The following is an 18,187-nucleotide window of genomic DNA, read 5'->3' as shown; positions in this document are numbered from 1 at the left end:
CCTGTGCGAAGGCTTAGGCGAGCAACTGCGCCCAGTCCAGCGAAGCACTTTCGTTGAGAACAAAACCTTTGCCGCTCAGGCTCAGGTTGGCGTTGTAGGCGGCGTCCTGGGCGAAAGCCGAGGACCATTTTTCACGCAGCGCTTGCAGCGCTTGCGGGGACTGCGCCACGTCACCCGAATGGATGACCTGAACCAGCGGCGTCCACACGTTGAGGAAACCGGCCTGACCGGCCTTCAGGCACAGGTCGACGTCGCTGAAGCCTTCGGCGAACTGCTCGTCCAGGCCTCCCAGCGCGTCAAACAGCTCCTTGCCGATCATCAGGCACACGCCCGACACCGCCGAATAGTTCTGCTCCACGGCCAGACGCTGCATATAGCCGTCGGCATCATGCTTGTCACCGACGAAGGCCGAGCCGACACCGCCATTGAGGCCGAGAATCAGGCCGGCCTGGGCGATCTTGCCATCGCGGTCGACCAGTTTCACGCCGACCACGCCGACTTCCGGACGCTGGGCATGGTTGAGCAGCGACTCGATCCAGTTCGGATTGACCACTTCGCTGTCCGCCGCCATCAGCACCAGGTATTCACCCTGCGCCTGCTGGCTGGCGGCGTTGCACAGCGCCACGCTGTCGAGCGGCTGGTCGGCGTGCAGCACCCGCACCCTGGCCTGGCTCAGTGTGCCCAGCCAGTCATTGACAGCGGCCGACTGATTCGAGCTGGCCGCGATCAACACTTCATAGCGGGTGTAGCGGGTTCTGAGCAGCAGGCCTTCCAGGCAACGTTGCAGGGCCGGCAGGTCATCGCTGGCCGGCAGGATGACCGACACCAGCGGCTGTTCGGCGTGGCGATAGTCGACCTGATAGGTGCCCGGCTTGGCCGAGGTAATCTTCGCCTTGTAGCCACGATTGCCGAGATGACGCAGCAGCGCCTGACGCTCGTCGGCGTTCTCTTCCAGCACCGAGGCCTGGGCAATCAGCAGCGGTTCGTCGAGGTGAGCCAGACCGCCCAGCCCGCCCTGCTCGATGATGCGCAGCAGCAGATCGAATTCCAGCGCCTTGCTGAAATCGGCCTGGTAACCACCGACCTCGATCAGCACGTCACGCCGGATCAGCCAATGCCGCGCCATGAGGGCCGGCAGGCTTTGCAGCAGGTCAAGGTTGAAGCCGGGACGGAATACATCCACCAGGGCGCCGTCGGCGGTCCGCTGGATTTCGTCGGTGGCGACCGCGCGGCATTCAGAGGCGCACGCCAGCTCCAGACCGGCGCGCAGCAGGCCGCCAGCGGTGAACTCGTCGCCCGCCTCGGCCAGCAGCAGCCAGTCGCACGGCGACTGACGGACGCTCAGGTTCAGTTTGTCGACGAAGTTGCCCGCCGTGACGCGTACGAAGTGCAGCGTGTTCTGCGCAGTGGTCGCCGCTGGCGGCTCACCGGTGGTGAACACCACCACTTTGAACGCCTTGCTGTGACCTTCAAGCAAGCTGTCCAGGGTGGTCTGCAGCTTGCCGATGTCGTTATCCAGATCGAGCAGGAAAATACCGAACTGCGGGCCGCCGTCATTGGCCGCCAGATGGCTGGCAATCGCCTCGGCCTGAGCGGCATCCGGCTGGCGCGCCGCGAGCCACTTGAGCAGGCGGCCGGTGAGCATCTTGCCGAAGGCCTGATCGTTGCCTTCCACCGCTTGCAGGCGCGCGATCCAGTCACGCAGTTTTTGCGCGTCTTCGTCCTCGCCCATCGACTGCAACTGGTCGATCAGACGGCTGATGACTGCGCGGTTGAAGACGTTGCTGTCGTGGGCCTGCCACAAGCGGTCAACCACGCTTTCCGGCGTGTCGTTGTTGCGGGCCAGCATCAGGTTCTGCTGACGCGCCCAGATGCCTTCCAGGCCCTGCAATTGTAAACGTCCCGCCGGCATCGAATGCAGCAGGAATTCGAATTGGGTCAGCTGATCGAAGAATGGCTGATTGTAGAACGGCATTTCGACGTACTGTTTCGGGCCGAAACGGCGCTGCGGACCGGCCTCGATATCGGTCCAGGCCGATTCGAACACCAGCTCGGCGGTCAGCGCGCGACCGACCCGCAGGCCGTCGGCCAGGGCCTCGAAGCTGTCCAGCACGCTCTGCTTGCCCTGCTGCGGATCCTGATGCTGGACCTGGGTCGGCAACCCGGCCAGGAAACCGGCAAAGGCGTCGCGCTCGGCGACATGCTTGGCATCGGTGTAGGCCAGCGAGTGGTAGATCTCGGTGTTGTGGTCGGAATGCTGGTAGTTGAGCTCACGCACCACATACGGGATCGGCAGAATCCGCGCCTTGCCGCGCGCCAGCAGATAGTAGGTGTGCCCGACTTCCTGCCACTGGAAGGACGTGTCGTGTGGCAGGACTTCATACCACTCACGCAGGACGGCTGTGCGCTGTACGGCATAGAACGGTGGCAGGTACTGATACAGGTAATCGTGTATACGCTCCTGCGCCACGTCCGAGGCGTAGTCTTCGCAGACTTTCTTGTCGCGCCGGTAGTAACTGACACTGTTGGCCAGCGACAGATACATCATGCTGTAGCCGTGGCAAAGGCTGTAATCAGGGTTGGCCTGCATGAACGCTACGGACTCGTGCAAGGCCTCGGGCACATGGAAATCGTCGTCGGCGGCAAACACCATCAGAGGCGTGGCGACCTGATCCACACCGTAGGCCAGCTTGGCCCGAATGCCCCAGTAACCGTATTGCGGCAGGTGCTGGTAGTCGACGTTCGGGTAGCGGCCGGCCATGCCTGGCTGAGCCTCGGCAGAGGAGTCCAGGACGAGAATCCTGTAAGGCAAGCTGCTGTAAAAAGTCACCGCCCGCCGCAGGAACGCCGGTCGTTCGTGTGAGATCAGCACCACGGTCAACTGTTCGTGGAGTGCCAATTGCGTTTCAGAGCGGTTCTTGCCTTGCATAAAATTTCCCCAACCGGCGAGTAGCCGAAAGAACTCAACGATGTCGTGTCGATTAACGTACGCGGCGCAGATAGCCATCCGGCGCGACAGTGATCAGCAACTTGCCGTGAACGGCATGGTCGATCTCGAAATCGCGGTTTTCTTCCAGATAGGCCCAGACCGCGGTTTTCGGATTGTCGCCCTTGCCCCACGGACGATCAGGGAACGCGTCCTGCGGCATGTCCTCCACGACGGTATCCATCACCACGCAATAGCTGTCCACCGAGGTCAGCGGGGCGTAGGCCTGCAACTCCGCCAGCACATGTTCGTGAGTGTGGTTGGAGTCCAGCACCACCAGCACTTTCTTGCCGGCGACGCGCTGACGCACTTCATCGACGATCGCCGGGTCGATGCTCGACCCCTGGATCATCTGAATCCGCTTGCTCATCGGGTGAGTTTCAATGGCTTCACGGTTGTGCTGGCGGATGTCGATATCGATGCCCAACACTTCGCCATGGCCGATCAGTTCCAGCATCGAGGCGTAGAACACCAGCGAGCCGCCGTGGGCGATCCCGGTTTCAACGATGATGTCCGGCTTCACCGACCAGATGATCTCCTGCATGGCGATCATGTCCTGGGGGAACTGAATGATCGGGCGGCCCATCCAGCTGAAGTTGTAGGTGTACTTGTGCTTGGCGGTCGTATCGATCCAGTCCTGCGAGGCCGCTTGCAGCGCCTTGTCCTGCTGCAGCCCCTGGATGTTCTCTTTTACTTCTTCGCGAAACTGTTCATGCGGATTCATTGCACACTCCAGAATTTGATTGGCGGCGGTTACTTGAAAACCCGGCCGTCTTGAAAGGAATCAGGATTGGACTTGATGATTTTGCCGGGATTGCCGACCACGACCGCGTAGTCCGGAACGTCCTTGGTCACCACGGCACCGGCACCGATCGTCGCCCAGCGACCGATTCGAATGCGCGGCAGAATGCTTGCGTTGGTCCCGATGAAGGTCCCGTCGCCGATCTCGCAGCAACCGGAAACGCTCACGCCATGGGCAATGAACACCGAGTTGCCGACATGGCTTTCATGGGCGATCAAGGCGCCCATGTGAATACTGCTGTTATCACCGATGGAAACTTCTGCCTGGAGAATCACCCCTTCCTGCAAATAGTTGCCGGTGCCCATGCTCGTCATCGTCAGGTCGATGCTCGGGTGAATGAAGTTGCCCAGTTGCCCTCCGGCCTCGACGATGCGGCAGGTGGTCTGGTATCGCGTGGTCGTGCTGCCGGTGATCAGATTGACGAACCGCACATCGTCGCCCTTGAGCTCTGCCACCCGATCCAGACCACCAACCACCGGCAAGCCGTGGAACAGCGTGCCCTGCTTGGCCGGATCGTTGTCGAGAAAGGCGAATTCCTGGTTTGGCAGCGCGCGCTGAATCGCCAGGATCATGCGCATCGTTTCAGGATTGGCGGCACCCAATAGATAGATCTTCACAGTATCCCCTTGTGCTTGAGAACAACGCGCACGACCTCGATGACCCGGTTCTGATCCGCTTCGGTCATGTCGTGATAGCTAGGCAGGTTGATGGCACGCCCCGGCAACGCAAAGGCCACGGGCGTAGTCACAGGTACGTCAAACATCGGCAGCGAAGACAGCGGCCAGAAGAACACCCGGGCATCGATGTTGGCCGCCTGGAACGCCTCGATCAGCTCTTCGCGAGTCACGCCGGTGCTTTCATCGAACACCACCGTCGGCATCCAGTAGCCATTTTGCGCATGGGCAGGCTGCGGGTTCATCGAGACACCCGGCAGCCCGGTCAACGCCTGGGCGTAGTAAGCGAAAATCGCCCGCTTGCGCTCGATCAACTCGTCGATCCGCTCGACCTGCGCGCAGCCGACCGCCGCCTGCAAGTTGCTCATCTTGTATTTGAAGCCGACGAACTCCGGCCAGAACTGCTTGGTGCAGCCCGCCACCCGACCGTGGTTGGACAGGGTCAGGACCCGCTCGTACAACGCCTTGTCGGAGGTGACGAACATCCCGCCTTCGCCGGTGGTCATGGTCTTGGTGCCATGGAACGAAAAAGCCCCGAAAGCGCCGAGCGAGCCTGCTGCCTTGCCGCGCCACTGTGAGCCTATGGCTTCCGCCGCATCCTCGATCACCGGAATGCCGAACTCGCGACCCAGGGCCAGCAACGCATCCATGTCGCACAGGTTGCCGTACAGATGCACCGCCAGAATCGCCTTGGTGCGCGGGGTAATCGCCTCCCGGACCCGCTGTGGGTCCAGGCACCAGCTATCGGCCAGCACATCGACGAATACCGGCGTGGCACCCAGGTAGGTGATCGGCGCCGCCGAGGCGATCCAGTTGGTGTTGCCCAGGATCACCTCGTCACCGGCGCCGATGCCCAGCGCCGCCATGCCCATGTGCAAGGCGCCGGTGCAGCTGGAGGTAGCGATCGCGTAGGTCGCGCCCAGATGCTCGGCGAAGCCGTGTTCGAAGCGGGTCAGGTATTCGTAGCAACGGGCGCCCCAGCCGTTCTGCACGGCATCCAGGGCATAGCGGGCCTCGAGTTCGCCGACGCTCGGCTTGGTGTAATGAATTCTGCTCATTGGATGCTCAACTCCGGAACGGCGACAACGAAACGCGCGCCCCATGTTTTGGCCGAAGACAGTTGCCGGGTCACTTCACTCAACAGGTTCCATGGCAGAACCAGGATGTAGTCGGGCTTTTCCAGTTCGATACGCTCGGGCGCGACGATCGGAATGCGACTGCCCGGCAGGTATTTGCCCTGCTTGTGCGGATTGGCGTCGGCCACCCAGGCCAGCAGATCCGCGCGGACACCGGCGTAGTTGAGCAAGGTGTTGCCCTTGGCCGCCGCGCCATAACCCACCACGCGCTTGCCCTCGGCCTTGGCCTGCAGCAGGAAACGCAGCAACTGGTGTTTGATGTTTTCAGCGGCCGGCGCGAGGGTCGCGTAGTAGCCGGGGGTTTTCACGCCCGCATCGAGTTCGGCCTGCAACTGCTGCTGCACTGCCGGCTGAACGGCACGGCGCTCACCGTCCTGGCGCTGGACGAACACCCGCAGCGAGCCGCCATGGGTGGTCAACTGACTGACGTCGAACACTTCCAGGCCATTGCGCTCGCACAGGGCCTGCACGGCGGTCAGGGACAGGTAGGAATAGTGTTCGTGATAGAGCGTGTCGAACTGCGCGCCGGCCATCAGCGTCAGCAGTTGCGGGAATTCGAACGTGGCCACGCCGGTCGGCTTGAGCAGCGTCGCGAAACCACCGAGGAAATCGTTGATGTCCGGCACATGGGCCAGCACGTTGTTGGCCGCCATCAGATCGGCGCCCCAGCCTTCGCTTCGCAGTTGCGCGGCGGTGTCGCGACCGAAGAACAGCTCACGAATCTCCAGGCCTTTTTCCCGTGCGGCCTGTGCGGTGCTGCGGGTCGGCTCGACGCCCAGGCACTGGATCCCGCGCGCGGCCACGTACTGCAACAGATAACCGTCGTTGGCGGCGACTTCCACCACACGGCTGTCGGCAGTCAGGCCAAAGCGTTCGGCCATCTCGGCCACATAGCGCTCGGCGTGGGCCAGCCAGGTGCTGGAGAACGAACTGAAGTAGGCGTACTCGGCGTCGAACAGGCTTTCGGCGCTGGTGTAATCCTCGGTCTGCACCAGCCAGCATTGCTGGCACACGGCGACCTTCAGCGGCACCCACTGCTCGGCCTGCTCGAGGCGATCGGCGTGCACATAGGCGTTGGACGGCGGCGAAGTGCCGAGATCGATCAACGGCAGGCTCAGCGGTGCGGCGCACCCACGGCAGTTCATAGACGCACTCCAGCAAAATGTTGATCGAGCACGGGATGGCTGGAGTCCCGCACCGACAGATTATTGACAGGCAACGGCCAGGCAATCGCCAGCCGTGGATCGTTCACCGACAGACCACCCTCGTGCTCCGGCGTGTAATCGGCGCTGTGCAGGTAGAGCAGTTCGGCGTCGTCGGTGAGGGTCTGGAAGCCGTGGGCGAAACCGGCCGGGATCAGCAGGCTGCGGCCATCGCCGGCCTTCAGATGCTCGGCGTGCCAGTGCAGAAAGGTGGCCGAGTCCGGGCGCAGATCCACCGCCACGTCCCACACTTCGCCGCGCAGGCAGGTGATCAACTTGGCTTCCGGCGCGTTGGCGTTCTGGTAATGCAGACCGCGCACGCTGCCCTTCTCACGGGTGCAGGAGTGGTTGATCTGGCGGATATGAAATTCGCTGCCGAACGCCTTCAGGCTGCCTTCGCAGAACAGTCGGGCGAAGTGCCCGCGCTGGTCTTCGAAGCGCTTGTGCCGCACGTTGAACAGCCCGGCCAGCGGCAAGGCCTGCAAGGAAAATTCGCTCACAGCGCGCCCCGGTACAGGTTCAATTGACCGAGGGTCACGGTGCGCATGTCATCGCCGTTCTGCCAGGCCAGGTGCCAGTCGAGGGTCTGGGTCAGGCATTGCTGCAACGACCAGCGTGGCTGCCAGCCGAGCACCTGACGGGCGCGGCTGCTGTCCAGGCGCAGCAGGCCGGCTTCGTGCAGGTCGCTCGGTTCGATGCGCAGGCCACGGGCCTGGGGCCAGCGGTTGGCGAGCAGTTCGACCACTTCGCCGACGCTGCACATGTCCGCCTCGCCCGGGCCGAAGTTCCACGCCCCGGCGTATTCCGGGCCTTGTTCGTAGAGCCCGGCGGCCAGTTGCAGGTAACCGGCCAGCGGCTCCAGCGCGTGCTGCCACGGGCGCACGGCTTGCGGGTAACGCAGGGTCACCGGCTCATCCGCCGTCCACGCCCGGAGTACGTCGGGAATCAGTCGCTCAGGGGCGAAATCACCGCCGCCCAACACGTTGCCGGCACGCGCGGTGGCCAGTGCCAGACCGTGCTCGGCGTACTTGTCGGCCGGGAAGAACGATGCCGCGTAAGACTGTGCCAGCAATTCGCAGCACGCCTTGCTGCTGCTGTAAGGATCATGACCGCCAAGGGCTTCGTCCTCGCGGTACGGCCACAGCCATTCCTTGTTGGCGTAGACCTTGTCGGTGGTCACCAGCACGCAGGCCCGCACGCAACCCACCTGACGAATCGCTTCCAGCAGGTTGAGGGTGCCCATGACGTTGCTGGAGTAAGTGCCGAGCGGATCGCGATAGCCCTCGCGCACCAGTGGCTGGGCCGCCAGGTGCAGGACGATCTCCGGCTCGGTGTCGGCGATGATTTCCAGCAAGGCGCCGAGATCGCGCAGGTCACCGCGCTGATCGTTGATGCCTTCGCCGACCCGCGCCAGTTCGAACAGGCTCGGCTCGGTCGACGGGTCGAGGGAAAACCCGCTGACCTGCGCACCCAGGCTTTGCAGCCACAGGGTCAGCCAACTGCCCTTGAAACCGGTGTGGCCGGTCACCAGAACCCGTTTGCCGCGCCAGAATTCCGGACTCAGTCCCATTGCTTCCATGGGGCCTCCCCGCTCTGCCACAAGGCTTCGAGATGGTTCTTGTCACGCAGGGTGTCCATCGGCTGCCAGAAGCCTTCGTGCTGGAACGCCATCAGCTCGCCGCGCTCGGCAAGGCCGTCCAGGGGGCCGGACTCCCACGACGTTTCGTCGCCGTCGATCAGCGGCAGGACTTTGGGCGACAGCACGAAGAAACCACCATTGATCCAGCCACCGTCGCCGCGCGGCTTTTCGGTGAAACCCAATACCCGGTCGCCATCGCGATCCAGAGCGCCATAGCGTCCCGGCGGTTGGACGGCGGTGACGGTCGCCAGTTTGCCGTGAGTCAGGTGGAAGTCCACCAGTGCGCTGATATTGAGGTCCGAAACGCCGTCGCCGTAGGTGAAGCAGAACGCCTTTTCGTTTTCCAGATAGCGCGACACACGACGCAGACGACCACCGGTCATGGTTTCCTCGCCGGTGTCGACCAGGGTCACTCGCCATGGATCGCTGTAGTTCTGGTGAACGTCCATGCGGTTTTCACGCATGTCGAACGTCACGTCGGAGGTGTGCAGGAAGTAGTTGGCGAAGAAGTCTTTGATCGCGTAGCCCTTGTAGCCAAGGCAAATCACGAAATCGTGAATTCCGTGCGCGGAATACTGTTTCATGATGTGCCAGAGAATTGGCTTGCCGCCGATCTCGATCATCGGTTTCGGCTTGAGGTGCGACTCTTCACTGATGCGCGTGCCCAGGCCACCCGCCAAAATAACTGCCTTCATCGTCTCCCCTCTCGTTCGTCACCGGGCTGCGCGCTGCTTTCTGCGCATGGCGGCCACCTGGCTAAACCTGTCTGCCGTTCCGGGCGCAGGGGCGATGACCGCGAGCGCTCGTTTTATGGCGATTTGAGGGGGACTTGCAGGAAACGCGCCAGCTCCGCAAGCGCTGCGTCGACGGGACGCGCAGGCATGAAAAAAGGGATGAACCCGTCACCGGATCCATCCCTTTCGTGCAGCGACATCAACGGTTCAGTTATCAGCCAAACATGGCGAACGCATCACTGTTGGCTGGCAGATTGATAATCTGGTTATCAGCCGTCTGGATCTGTTCGATGGTGTCGGAGCCGGCGAACCAGTCCTTGAGGCGTACGCCCTCCTCCGGTGTCTGGCCTGCGGCGAATGTCGACCGGTGCAGGTACAGATCATCACCCACGCGATCGAGCAGCAACTCCCTGGAACTGATATTGGCCAGGATCAACTTGTCGCCACGGCTGGCGCCAGTGTCCTGAATGGTTACCAACAGGCTGGTGTTGACGGTGTAGGTGTCATCCCCTTCGCCGCCGTTGGCAAAACCTCCGGACTTCATCTGCCATGGGTACACACCCGCCAGGCCCAGTTTCAGCGTGTCATTGCCCGCGCCACCCAGCAGCACGAAGTTGGCGCCGGTGCCGGTCAAGGCGTCTGCGCCATCGCCACCATCGGCGGTGCCGCTGACCACGGTGATGCTGTCGTTGCCCGCTTCGCCGAAGGCGAAGGTTCCGCGGTCATCCGGCGCACTGACGATCGTGTCGTTGCCATTGCCGCCGTACAGCATGTCCGCTTGCGGGCCGGCAGCGAGCGCGTCGACCGCGAACGGCCCGAGCGCGGTGAAGAAGCTGCCGTAGAGGTAGTCGTCGCCGTCGCCGCCATAAATGACATCATTGCCCAGACCACCTTCAAGCCCGTTGGTCAGCGCATTACCGGTCAAGGTGTCGTTGAAGTTGGTGCCGATGATGCTCTCGACGCTGATCAGCACATCGCCCTGGGCGTCGCCGCCCTGATTGACGCCGGTCGCCAGGTTGATGTCCACGGCGGTGCCGTTGTTGACGTACCAGACCGTGTCGATACCCTCGCGACCATCAATGACGTCAGCACCGGCACCGCCAATGAAGTTGTCGTAGCCGGCCGAGCCCGACAACGTGTCGGCAAACTGGCTGCCCTGGAAGATTTCGATCCCGGTGTAAGTATCGCCAGCGGCATCACCGCCATTGGCCTTGGTCTTCAGGTCGATGGTGACCGCACTGTCCGAGTTCTCATAGCTGACCATGTCCAGACCCGTACCGCCGTCCAGCGCCATGGCGGCCGTACCGCCGACGAAGATGTCGTTGTAGTTCGAACCACGAATCGCTTCGATGCTGTTGTAGGTGTCACCCAGCGCGATCCCGGTATTGACCCCGGTCTTCAGGTTGATGCTGACGCCCACGGTGCTGTCGGTGTAGCCAACGGTGTCCATGCCGGCACCACCGATGAACTGGTCCGCGCCATCGCCACCAAAGAACGTGTCGTTGCCGATGCCGCCGGTCATGATGTTGTCGCCAGCGTTACCGTAACCGGTAAAGGCGCCCGTGCCGGTGTAGGTCAGGCGCTCGACGTTGGCGTTCAGGGACTGCGTGCCGTAGTTGGTGCGCACCTCGTCGTCACCACCGCCAGCCTGTTCGATCACCGTGCCGCCGATGCCGTTGATGATGTACACATCGTTACCTGCACCGCCCTCGAAGGTGACCGTCAGGGTATCGAGGTTGAAGGTGTCATTGAACGCGGTGCCGATGACTTTCTCGATGTTGATCAGGGTATCGCCCTGAGCATCGCCGCCAATGCCGGCACGGCCCGGGGTGCCATAACGAATGTCGACGTTGATTGCTTCGGTGGAACCCGAATAATCCACGGTGTCGATTCCCGTACCGCCGTCAAAGGCAAATACGCGGCTGTCAGCGACGAAGGTGTCGTTGTATTTCGAGCCCAGGATGCCTTCGATGCCAGTGTAGGTGTCGCCCGCTGCAATGCCGGAGTTGACCCCGGTCTTGAAGTTGAGCGTCACGCCGACGGTGCTGTCGGTGTAGCCGGCGACGTCGATGCCTGCACCGCCGATGAACTGATCCGCGCCGTCACCACCGAACAGCGTGTCGTTGCCAATGCCGCCAGTGATGATGTTGTCGCTGGCATTGCCGTAACCGGTAAAGGCGCCGGTGCCGGTGTAGGTCAGGCGCTCGACGTTGGCGTTCAGGGACTGCGTGCCGTAGTTGGTGCGCACCTCGTCGTCACCACCGCCAGCCTGTTCGATCACCGTGCCGCCGATGCCGTTGATGATGTACACATCGTTACCTGCACCGCCCTCGAAGGTGACCGTCAGGGTATCGAGGTTGAAGGTGTCATTGAACGCGGTGCCGATGACTTTCTCGATGTTGATCAGGGTATCGCCCTGAGCATCGCCGCCAATGCCGGCACGGCCCGGGGTGCCATAACGAATGTCGACGTTGATTGCTTCGGCGGAGCCCGAATAATCCACGGTGTCGATTCCCGTACCACCGTCAAAGGCAAATACGCGACCGTCAGCGACGAAGGTGTCGTTGTATTTCGAGCCCAGGATGCCTTCGATGTCGGTGAAGGTGTCGCCCGTAGCGATGCCCGAGTTGATCCCGGTCTTGAAGTTCACGGTGACGCCGACAGTGCTGTCGGTGTAGCCAACGGTGTCGACGCCTGCACCGCCGATGAACTGGTCCGCACCGTCACCACCAAACAGGGTGTCGTTGCCGATGCCGCCAGTGATGACGTTGTCGCTGGCGTTGCCGTAACCGGTAAACGCGCCAGTGCCGGTGTAGGTCAGGCGCTCGACGTTGGCGTTCAGCGATTGCGTGCCGTAGCTGGTACGTACCTCGTCGTTGCCGCCACCTGCCTGTTCGATGACAGTACCGCCCACGCCGTTGATGATGTACACATCATCACCCGCGCCGCCTTCGAATGTCGCGGTGAGGGTATCCAGGCTGAAGGTGTCGTTGAACGCGCTGCCGATCACCTTCTCGATATTGAACAGGGTGTCGCCTTCCGAGTCGCCACCGATACCGGCACGGCCCGGGGCGCCATAACGGATATCGACGTTGATCGCTGAGGTGGAACCCGAATAGTCCACCGTGTCGATACCGGTATCACCATTGAAGGCCATGACGCGGCCGTCGGCGACGAAGGTGTCGTTGTATTTCGAACCCAGGACACCTTCGATGTCGGTGAAGGTATCGCCGGCCGCGATGCCCGAGTTGACCCCGGTCTTGAAGTTGACGGTGACGCCAACGGTGCTGTCGGTGTAGCCAACGGTGTCGATGCCCGCACCGCCGATGAACTGGTCCGCACCCGCGCCACCGAACAGCGTGTCGTTGCCGATGCCGCCGGTGATGATGTTGTCGCTGGCGTTACCGTAACCGGTAAACGCGCCGGTGCCGGTGTAGGTCAGGCGCTCGACGTTGGCGTTCAACGACTGGGTGTAGTAGCTGGTGCGCACTTCGTCGTTGCCGCCGCCGGCCTGTTCGATGACAGTACCGCCCACACCGTTGATGATGTAAACGTCATCACCCGCGCCACCTTCGAAGGTCGCGGTGAGGGTGTCGATGCTGAAGGTGTCGTTGAACGCGCTGCCGATCACCTTCTCGATATTGAACAGGGTGTCGCCTTCCGAGTCGCCACCGATGCCGGCACGGCCCGGAGCGCCATAGCGGATATCGACATTGATCGCTTCGGCAGAGGTGGAGTAATCGACCGTGTCGATGCCGATATCACCATTGAACGCCATGGCACGGCCGTCGGCGACGAAGGTGTCGTTGTATTTCGAACCCAGGACACCTTCGATGTCGGTGAAAGTGTCGCCCGCCGCGATGCCCGAGTTGACCCCGGTCTTGAAGTTGACGGTGACGCCAACGGTGCTGTCGGTGTAGCCAACGGTGTCGATGCCCGCACCGCCGATGAACTGGTCCGCACCCGCGCCACCGAACAGCGTGTCGTTGCCGATGCCGCCGGTGATGATGTTGTCGCTGGCGTTACCGTAACCGGTAAACGCGCCGGTGCCGGTGTAGGTCAGGCGCTCGACGTTGGCGTTCAACGACTGGGTGTAGTAGCTGGTGCGCACTTCGTCGTTGCCGCCGCCGGCCTGTTCGATGACAGTCCCGCCCACGCCGTTGATGATGTAAATGTCATCGCCCGCCCCCCCTTCGAACGTCGCGGTGAGGGTGTCCAGGCTGAAGGTGTCGTTGAAGGCGGTGCCGATGACTTTCTCGATATTGAACAGGGTGTCGCCTTCCGAGTCGCCACCGATGCCGGCACGGCCCGGAGCGCCATAACGGATGTCGACATTGATCGCTTCGGCAGAGGTGGAGTAATCGACCGTGTCGATCCCGATATCACCATTGAACGCCATGGCACGGCCGTCGGCGACGAAGGTGTCGTTGTATTTCGAACCCAGGACGCCTTCGATGTCGGTGAAGGTGTCGCCCTTGGCAATGCCGGAGTGAATCCCGGTCTTGAAGTTCACAGTGACCCCGACGGTGCTGTCGGTATAACCGACGGTGTCGATGCCCGCACCGCCGATGAACTGGTCCGCACCGTCACCACCAAACAGCGTGTCGTTGCCGATGCCACCGGTGATGATGTTGTCGCTGGCGTTACCGTAACCAGTGAACGCGCCAGTGCCGGTGTAGGTCAGGCGCTCGACGTTGGCGTTCAGGGACTGGAAGTAGTAGTTGGTACGTACTTCGTCGTTACCACCGCCGGCCTGTTCGACGACAGTGCCGCCCACGCCATTGATGATGTACACGTCATCACCCGCGCCACCCTCGAAGGTCGCAGTAAGGGTGTCGATGCTGAAGGTGTCGTTGAAGGCGGTGCCGATCACCTTCTCGATATTGAACAGGGTGTCGCCTTCCGAGTCGCCACCGATGCCGGCACGGCCCGGGCTGCCGTAGCGAATGTCGACATTGATCGCCCCGGTCGAAGCCGAATAGTCGACGGTGTCGATCCCCGTGCCGCCATCGATCTTGTCCGCGCCCGCACCACCCAGAATCAGATCATTGCCAGCCAGGCCATTGATCTCGTCATCCCCACTGGTTCCCGTCAGCGTATCCGCGCCGTTTGTCCCGTTTATGACTGCCATTGTTTCTTCCTTGCCTTGTTTGTGAACCGGTACAGGCCTGCGGGGTGATCACACCTCAGCGCGGCGCAATTTTCGAAAACAGAGAATGTGTTGATATCGACAGGAAATACCCAATCCTTGAGGGGTCGAAAAAAATTGTATCGAGATTGATGCAAATACGAATTTCAAACGCAAAAAAAAACAGGCGACCGCCAAGTCGCCTGTTTTTTTTGCTGTAGCCGGTGCGGTTCGATCAGTCCGCCAGCCAGCCGTTTTCCCAATAGCGCAGGTTATCGCCACGCAGCACATAGTCGCGCAGAACGACTTCGCGCAGCTCATCGCCCATACGGTAGCTGGCATCCGGATCGGCCAGGTGCATGCGGATCGCCTGCAGCCACTCGTCCGTGGTGTTGGTCTTGATCCGGGTGCATGGCAGGTAACCGCGATAGGCCTCGGTGTCGGTGCAGATCACCGGGTAGCCACAGGCGCCGTACTCCAGCAGACGCAGATTGCTCTTGCAGTCGTTGAAGATGTGGAATTCCAGTGGCGCCAGGGCCAGGTCGAGGTTGAGGCTGGCCAGTTTCGCCGGGTACACGTCCAGGCCGATCACGCCGTGAAATTCGTGCATGTACGGACGCAGGTCATCCGGGCACATGCCGAAGAACACCCAGTCGACCTCGTTGGCCAGTTCGCGCACCACATCGGCGATCACCGCCAGATCGCCATGGTGGCTGGTGCCGCCGCCCCAGCCGACCCGAGGTTTTTTCGAGGTGCGGCGCTGGCTGCGCAGGTCGCTCCACAGGTGTTTGGCCAACATGTTCGGGACGACGCGAATGTCGCTGTGCATGCTCGACAGCGCATTGCCCAGCGGAGCGGTGGACACCACCACGCGGTCGCACATGGCGATCGCCCGGCGGACCAGCCTCTCCATCTCGTCCTTGTTCGGCATGTTGCGGATGTGTGCGTTGCGATGCGGAACGTCGATCACGTAGTCATCGAGTTCATAGATGCGCCGCGCGCTGGAGTACTTTTGCAGGCCCGGGATTTCGTTGATCGGCGCTTCGGCATAACGCCCCTGCAAAATGATCACGTCCGGAGACTGACGCTCGACTTCAATGATCGTCGGCAGGTTGTAGTGAATGCGCCCCAGCGCGCGACCTGCGGCTTCCAGTTCGATCAACGGCTGAGTCACGCGATAGTGGCCGATGGCGGAAGCGTTGACCGGCAGCGCGAGGATCTTCGGCAGTTGCGGCTGGGAAAACGGACTCCAGCCGGTACGCAGACCCGGATCGAGACTGAAGCTCGAACCGCCCAGGCCGTTCAGCGACAGGTTCTTGTTGTAGGCCGGGTCCCGCGCCACGATCGGCAACCAGCGCTTGTAGAACGTTTCCTGTTCCTGGCCGAGCTGCGCCTGCTCGCCCTCCTTCGGCGTACCCGCCGGCTGCGCGCCGAGGGCCACTTGAGCATATGGCGTCCAGACCACCAGATAACCTTCCTGACCGATCCGCAGGCACAGGTCCACTTCATTGAGCGACTGCGCCAGATCCTGCTCGTCGAGGCCGCCGACCGCGTCGAAAACCGCCTTGCGCACCAGCAGGCAATCGCTGCCCACAGCGCTCAGATCATGAGCCACCAGCAACCGGTACATGTAGCCCGTCGCTTGCAGCGACTCACCGTAAAACGGCACACCGGCCGGGCCTTGCAGGCCGAGGATCAGCCCGGAGTGCAATATCCGGCCATCCGGGTTGAACAGCTTGGCGCCCACCACACCGACTTCGGAACGCTGGGCGTGGTTGAGCATTTCCGCCAGCCACTCGCCGTGGGTGATCACGGCGTACGGGTTGAGCAACAGCACGTACTCACCACGGGCCTGGCCTACGGCGGCATTGCGTACCGCCGCCATGTTGTCCTGCTGCGGGCAGTCCAGCACGCGAATCCGCTCGCTGCCCAGTTGCGCCATGCCATCGAACCAGGTCTGCGCCTCGGCGCTTTCGCTGCCGTTGTCGACCAGCAGCAACTCGTATTCGGCGTAAGCGGTTTTCTCCAGCAGGCTCTCGACGCAGCGCTGCACGGCGGCGGTCTGATCCTTGCTGACAATGACAATCGACACCAGCGGCTGGCGCGCATGGTGATAGTCGACCCGGTTGAGCAGCGTCGATGCGCCGCGACGGATGTCATGGGCAATGCCCAGGCGATCCAGGTGCGCGCTGACCAACTGTGCGTTGTTGTCGGCCATTTGCGGCTCGGACAACCACTTGGCGAGGTCGAACGCCGACTCCAGCAACACCTCGGCGACATGCCCGACCACTTGCGTACCTTCGTGCTCGACCATGCGCCACAACAGATCGTGGGGCGCCAGTTCGCCGAACGCGGCATCGAAACCGCCGAGGTCCAGGAAGCGCTCACGCTCGAACGCCAGCGCCCTGCCGACATAGGGGTAGCTGCGCATCAGGTCGAGGTTGAAGTCCGGTTTGAAAACCGGTTCGCTCGATTCGCCCTGGCTCAAGCCACCTTCATCGCTGTACAGGCACGTCAGGGTGCGCGACAGCGCAATGCGCTCGGCCAGCACCAGCAACGCCGGCACCACCAGCCGATCGCCGGCACGCAGCAGGTAGAACCAGTCGGCCCCGTCCAGCTGCGGCAGCAGGTCATTGATTTGCTGCTGCCAGTTCTCCTGCAGCGGCATGCGCACCACGCGTTCGTCCAGCTGCGCTTCGGTACAGGACGCCGACAGCACAATGGTCAGCTCGGGCAAGTATTCCTGGGCGGCCAGCGATTGCAACGTCAGGTCCAGCGCCGAACGGCTGCCCTGCTCGTCGATAATCAGCGGAACGATTTTCGGCACACGCGGCCACGCGGCCAGCGTATCGGGCAGCAGCTCGCGCTGGCCTTCGGTCAGGTTGCGGCAGGCCAGCCACTGCGCGTACAGCTCGGCGAAACTGACACTGGCGATCCCGACGTGCCAATCCTGGGTGGTCTGTTTGGTGCCAAGCGTGCGGCTCAACGGCAGCTCTTCCCAGACGCGCGGGGTCTCGCTGGCCTTGCTCAGCGGCACGTGACGCACCCAGCCCGATGCGGGCGCGGATTCACCACTGCGCGCCTTGAGCATCTGCGTCAGCCATTGGCGTTCGGCCTCGATCGCATCACGCATGTGCTGCTGACCGCTCAATCGCTCCGGGTACAGCCGCTCGACGCTCATGACGTGATTCGACACCACCACGTTGCCCCGGCGCAGCAGGCAGACATACAGCGCGAAATCGAGGGAGGCGACAAAGCAATGCCCGGGCTGGGTCAGCGCCGGGAGCAGTTCCAGCACGTCGGCCCGACGAAACAGGGCGTTGCTGAAACCGCCAAGAATGTTGACCGGGAAATTCTCGAAGATCGCCAGCAGGTCTTCACCCTTGAACAAGCCGCAGGTCGGCGACAGCGGCGTGTTTTGCAGGCGCGACGGCAACGGCATATCGTCGGCGTCCCAGAACAGGCGCTGGGCCAGGGCCAGGTTGACATCCTGGTGATCGATGAGGATTTGTGCCTGGCGCTCGACACAGATGCCGAACAACTGATCGTCATCGCACAGGAATTTGATGAACTCACCCTGCGCCTGCTCCAGGCACGCATGCAGGTTGCCGACCAGCCCCAGCGTCCGGGGATTGCGCACATAACGCACGGCCACGCCGCTGCTTTCACTCACCGCCGTGACGATGGTTTCGATCTCCGTGCCGCGACTGTCATCGCAGACAATGATTTCGAGATTGCCATAGCCTTGGCTCACGGCACTGAGCAACGCCCGTTCGAAAAAACGCGGATTGAAGGCGGGAATGACCAGGCTGACGAGGGGAAGTGAATTCACGGCGGGCTCACAGGCGGTGCGAGCCCGCTCAGAAAAGCGAGCCCTTGAAACCGC

At 62.2% G+C, this 18,187-nt stretch carries 10 protein-coding genes; all 10 read right to left on the bottom strand.

What is annotated here, in order from left to right:
- Positions 1 to 13 precede the first annotated feature (13 nt).
- Positions 14 to 2,929, bottom strand: coding sequence for a TIGR00180 family glycosyltransferase (locus N8H74_RS20470; protein ID WP_262149839.1), 2,916 nt, complete (start codon positions 2,927 to 2,929; stop codon positions 14 to 16).
- A gap of 52 nt (positions 2,930 to 2,981) precedes the next feature.
- A complete protein-coding gene (locus N8H74_RS20465; RefSeq protein WP_217832226.1) occupies positions 2,982 to 3,710 on the bottom strand; it encodes a cephalosporin hydroxylase family protein in 729 nt (242 codons plus the stop codon).
- Between the two features lie 29 nt (positions 3,711 to 3,739).
- Positions 3,740 to 4,405 carry a NeuD/PglB/VioB family sugar acetyltransferase gene (locus N8H74_RS20460; protein ID WP_217832227.1) on the bottom strand — a complete coding sequence of 222 codons (666 nt, stop codon included), beginning with the start codon at positions 4,403 to 4,405 and terminating at the stop codon, positions 3,740 to 3,742.
- Positions 4,402 to 5,520, bottom strand: coding sequence for a DegT/DnrJ/EryC1/StrS family aminotransferase (locus tag N8H74_RS20455; RefSeq protein WP_262149836.1), 1,119 nt, complete (start codon positions 5,518 to 5,520; stop codon positions 4,402 to 4,404). Before N8H74_RS20455 ends, N8H74_RS20460 begins: the two co-directional genes overlap by 4 nt.
- Positions 5,517 to 6,743 (bottom strand): class I SAM-dependent methyltransferase, encoded by a 1,227-nt coding sequence (locus N8H74_RS20450; protein ID WP_262149834.1) that lies wholly within the window; start codon positions 6,741 to 6,743, stop codon positions 5,517 to 5,519. The genes N8H74_RS20455 and N8H74_RS20450 overlap by 4 nt, the downstream gene beginning before the upstream one ends.
- Positions 6,740 to 7,300 carry a dTDP-4-dehydrorhamnose 3,5-epimerase gene (rfbC, locus tag N8H74_RS20445; protein ID WP_217832230.1) on the bottom strand — a complete coding sequence of 187 codons (561 nt, stop codon included), beginning with the start codon at positions 7,298 to 7,300 and terminating at the stop codon, positions 6,740 to 6,742. The genes N8H74_RS20450 and rfbC overlap by 4 nt, the downstream gene beginning before the upstream one ends.
- On the bottom strand, positions 7,297 to 8,379 hold the full coding sequence (rfbG, locus tag N8H74_RS20440; protein ID WP_217832231.1) for a CDP-glucose 4,6-dehydratase: 1,083 nt from the start codon (positions 8,377 to 8,379) through the stop codon (positions 7,297 to 7,299). Before rfbG ends, rfbC begins: the two co-directional genes overlap by 4 nt.
- A complete protein-coding gene (rfbF, locus tag N8H74_RS20435; RefSeq protein WP_217832232.1) occupies positions 8,361 to 9,134 on the bottom strand; it encodes a glucose-1-phosphate cytidylyltransferase in 774 nt (257 codons plus the stop codon). Before rfbF ends, rfbG begins: the two co-directional genes overlap by 19 nt.
- A gap of 253 nt (positions 9,135 to 9,387) precedes the next feature.
- Entirely contained in the window at positions 9,388 to 14,304 is a 4,917-nt protein-coding gene (locus tag N8H74_RS20430; protein ID WP_262149831.1) for a calcium-binding protein, read from the bottom strand.
- 232 nt (positions 14,305 to 14,536) lie between these two features.
- On the bottom strand, positions 14,537 to 18,133 hold the full coding sequence (locus N8H74_RS20425; protein ID WP_262149829.1) for a glycosyltransferase: 3,597 nt from the start codon (positions 18,131 to 18,133) through the stop codon (positions 14,537 to 14,539).
- Positions 18,134 to 18,187: the final 54 nt, after the last annotated feature.

Origin of the sequence: Pseudomonas sp. B2M1-30 (genome assembly GCF_025447575.1) — a bacterium.
In the GTDB taxonomy this organism is placed as follows: domain Bacteria; phylum Pseudomonadota; class Gammaproteobacteria; order Pseudomonadales; family Pseudomonadaceae; genus Aquipseudomonas; species Aquipseudomonas botevensis.
This window is presented reverse-complemented; position numbering and strand designations above follow the sequence as displayed.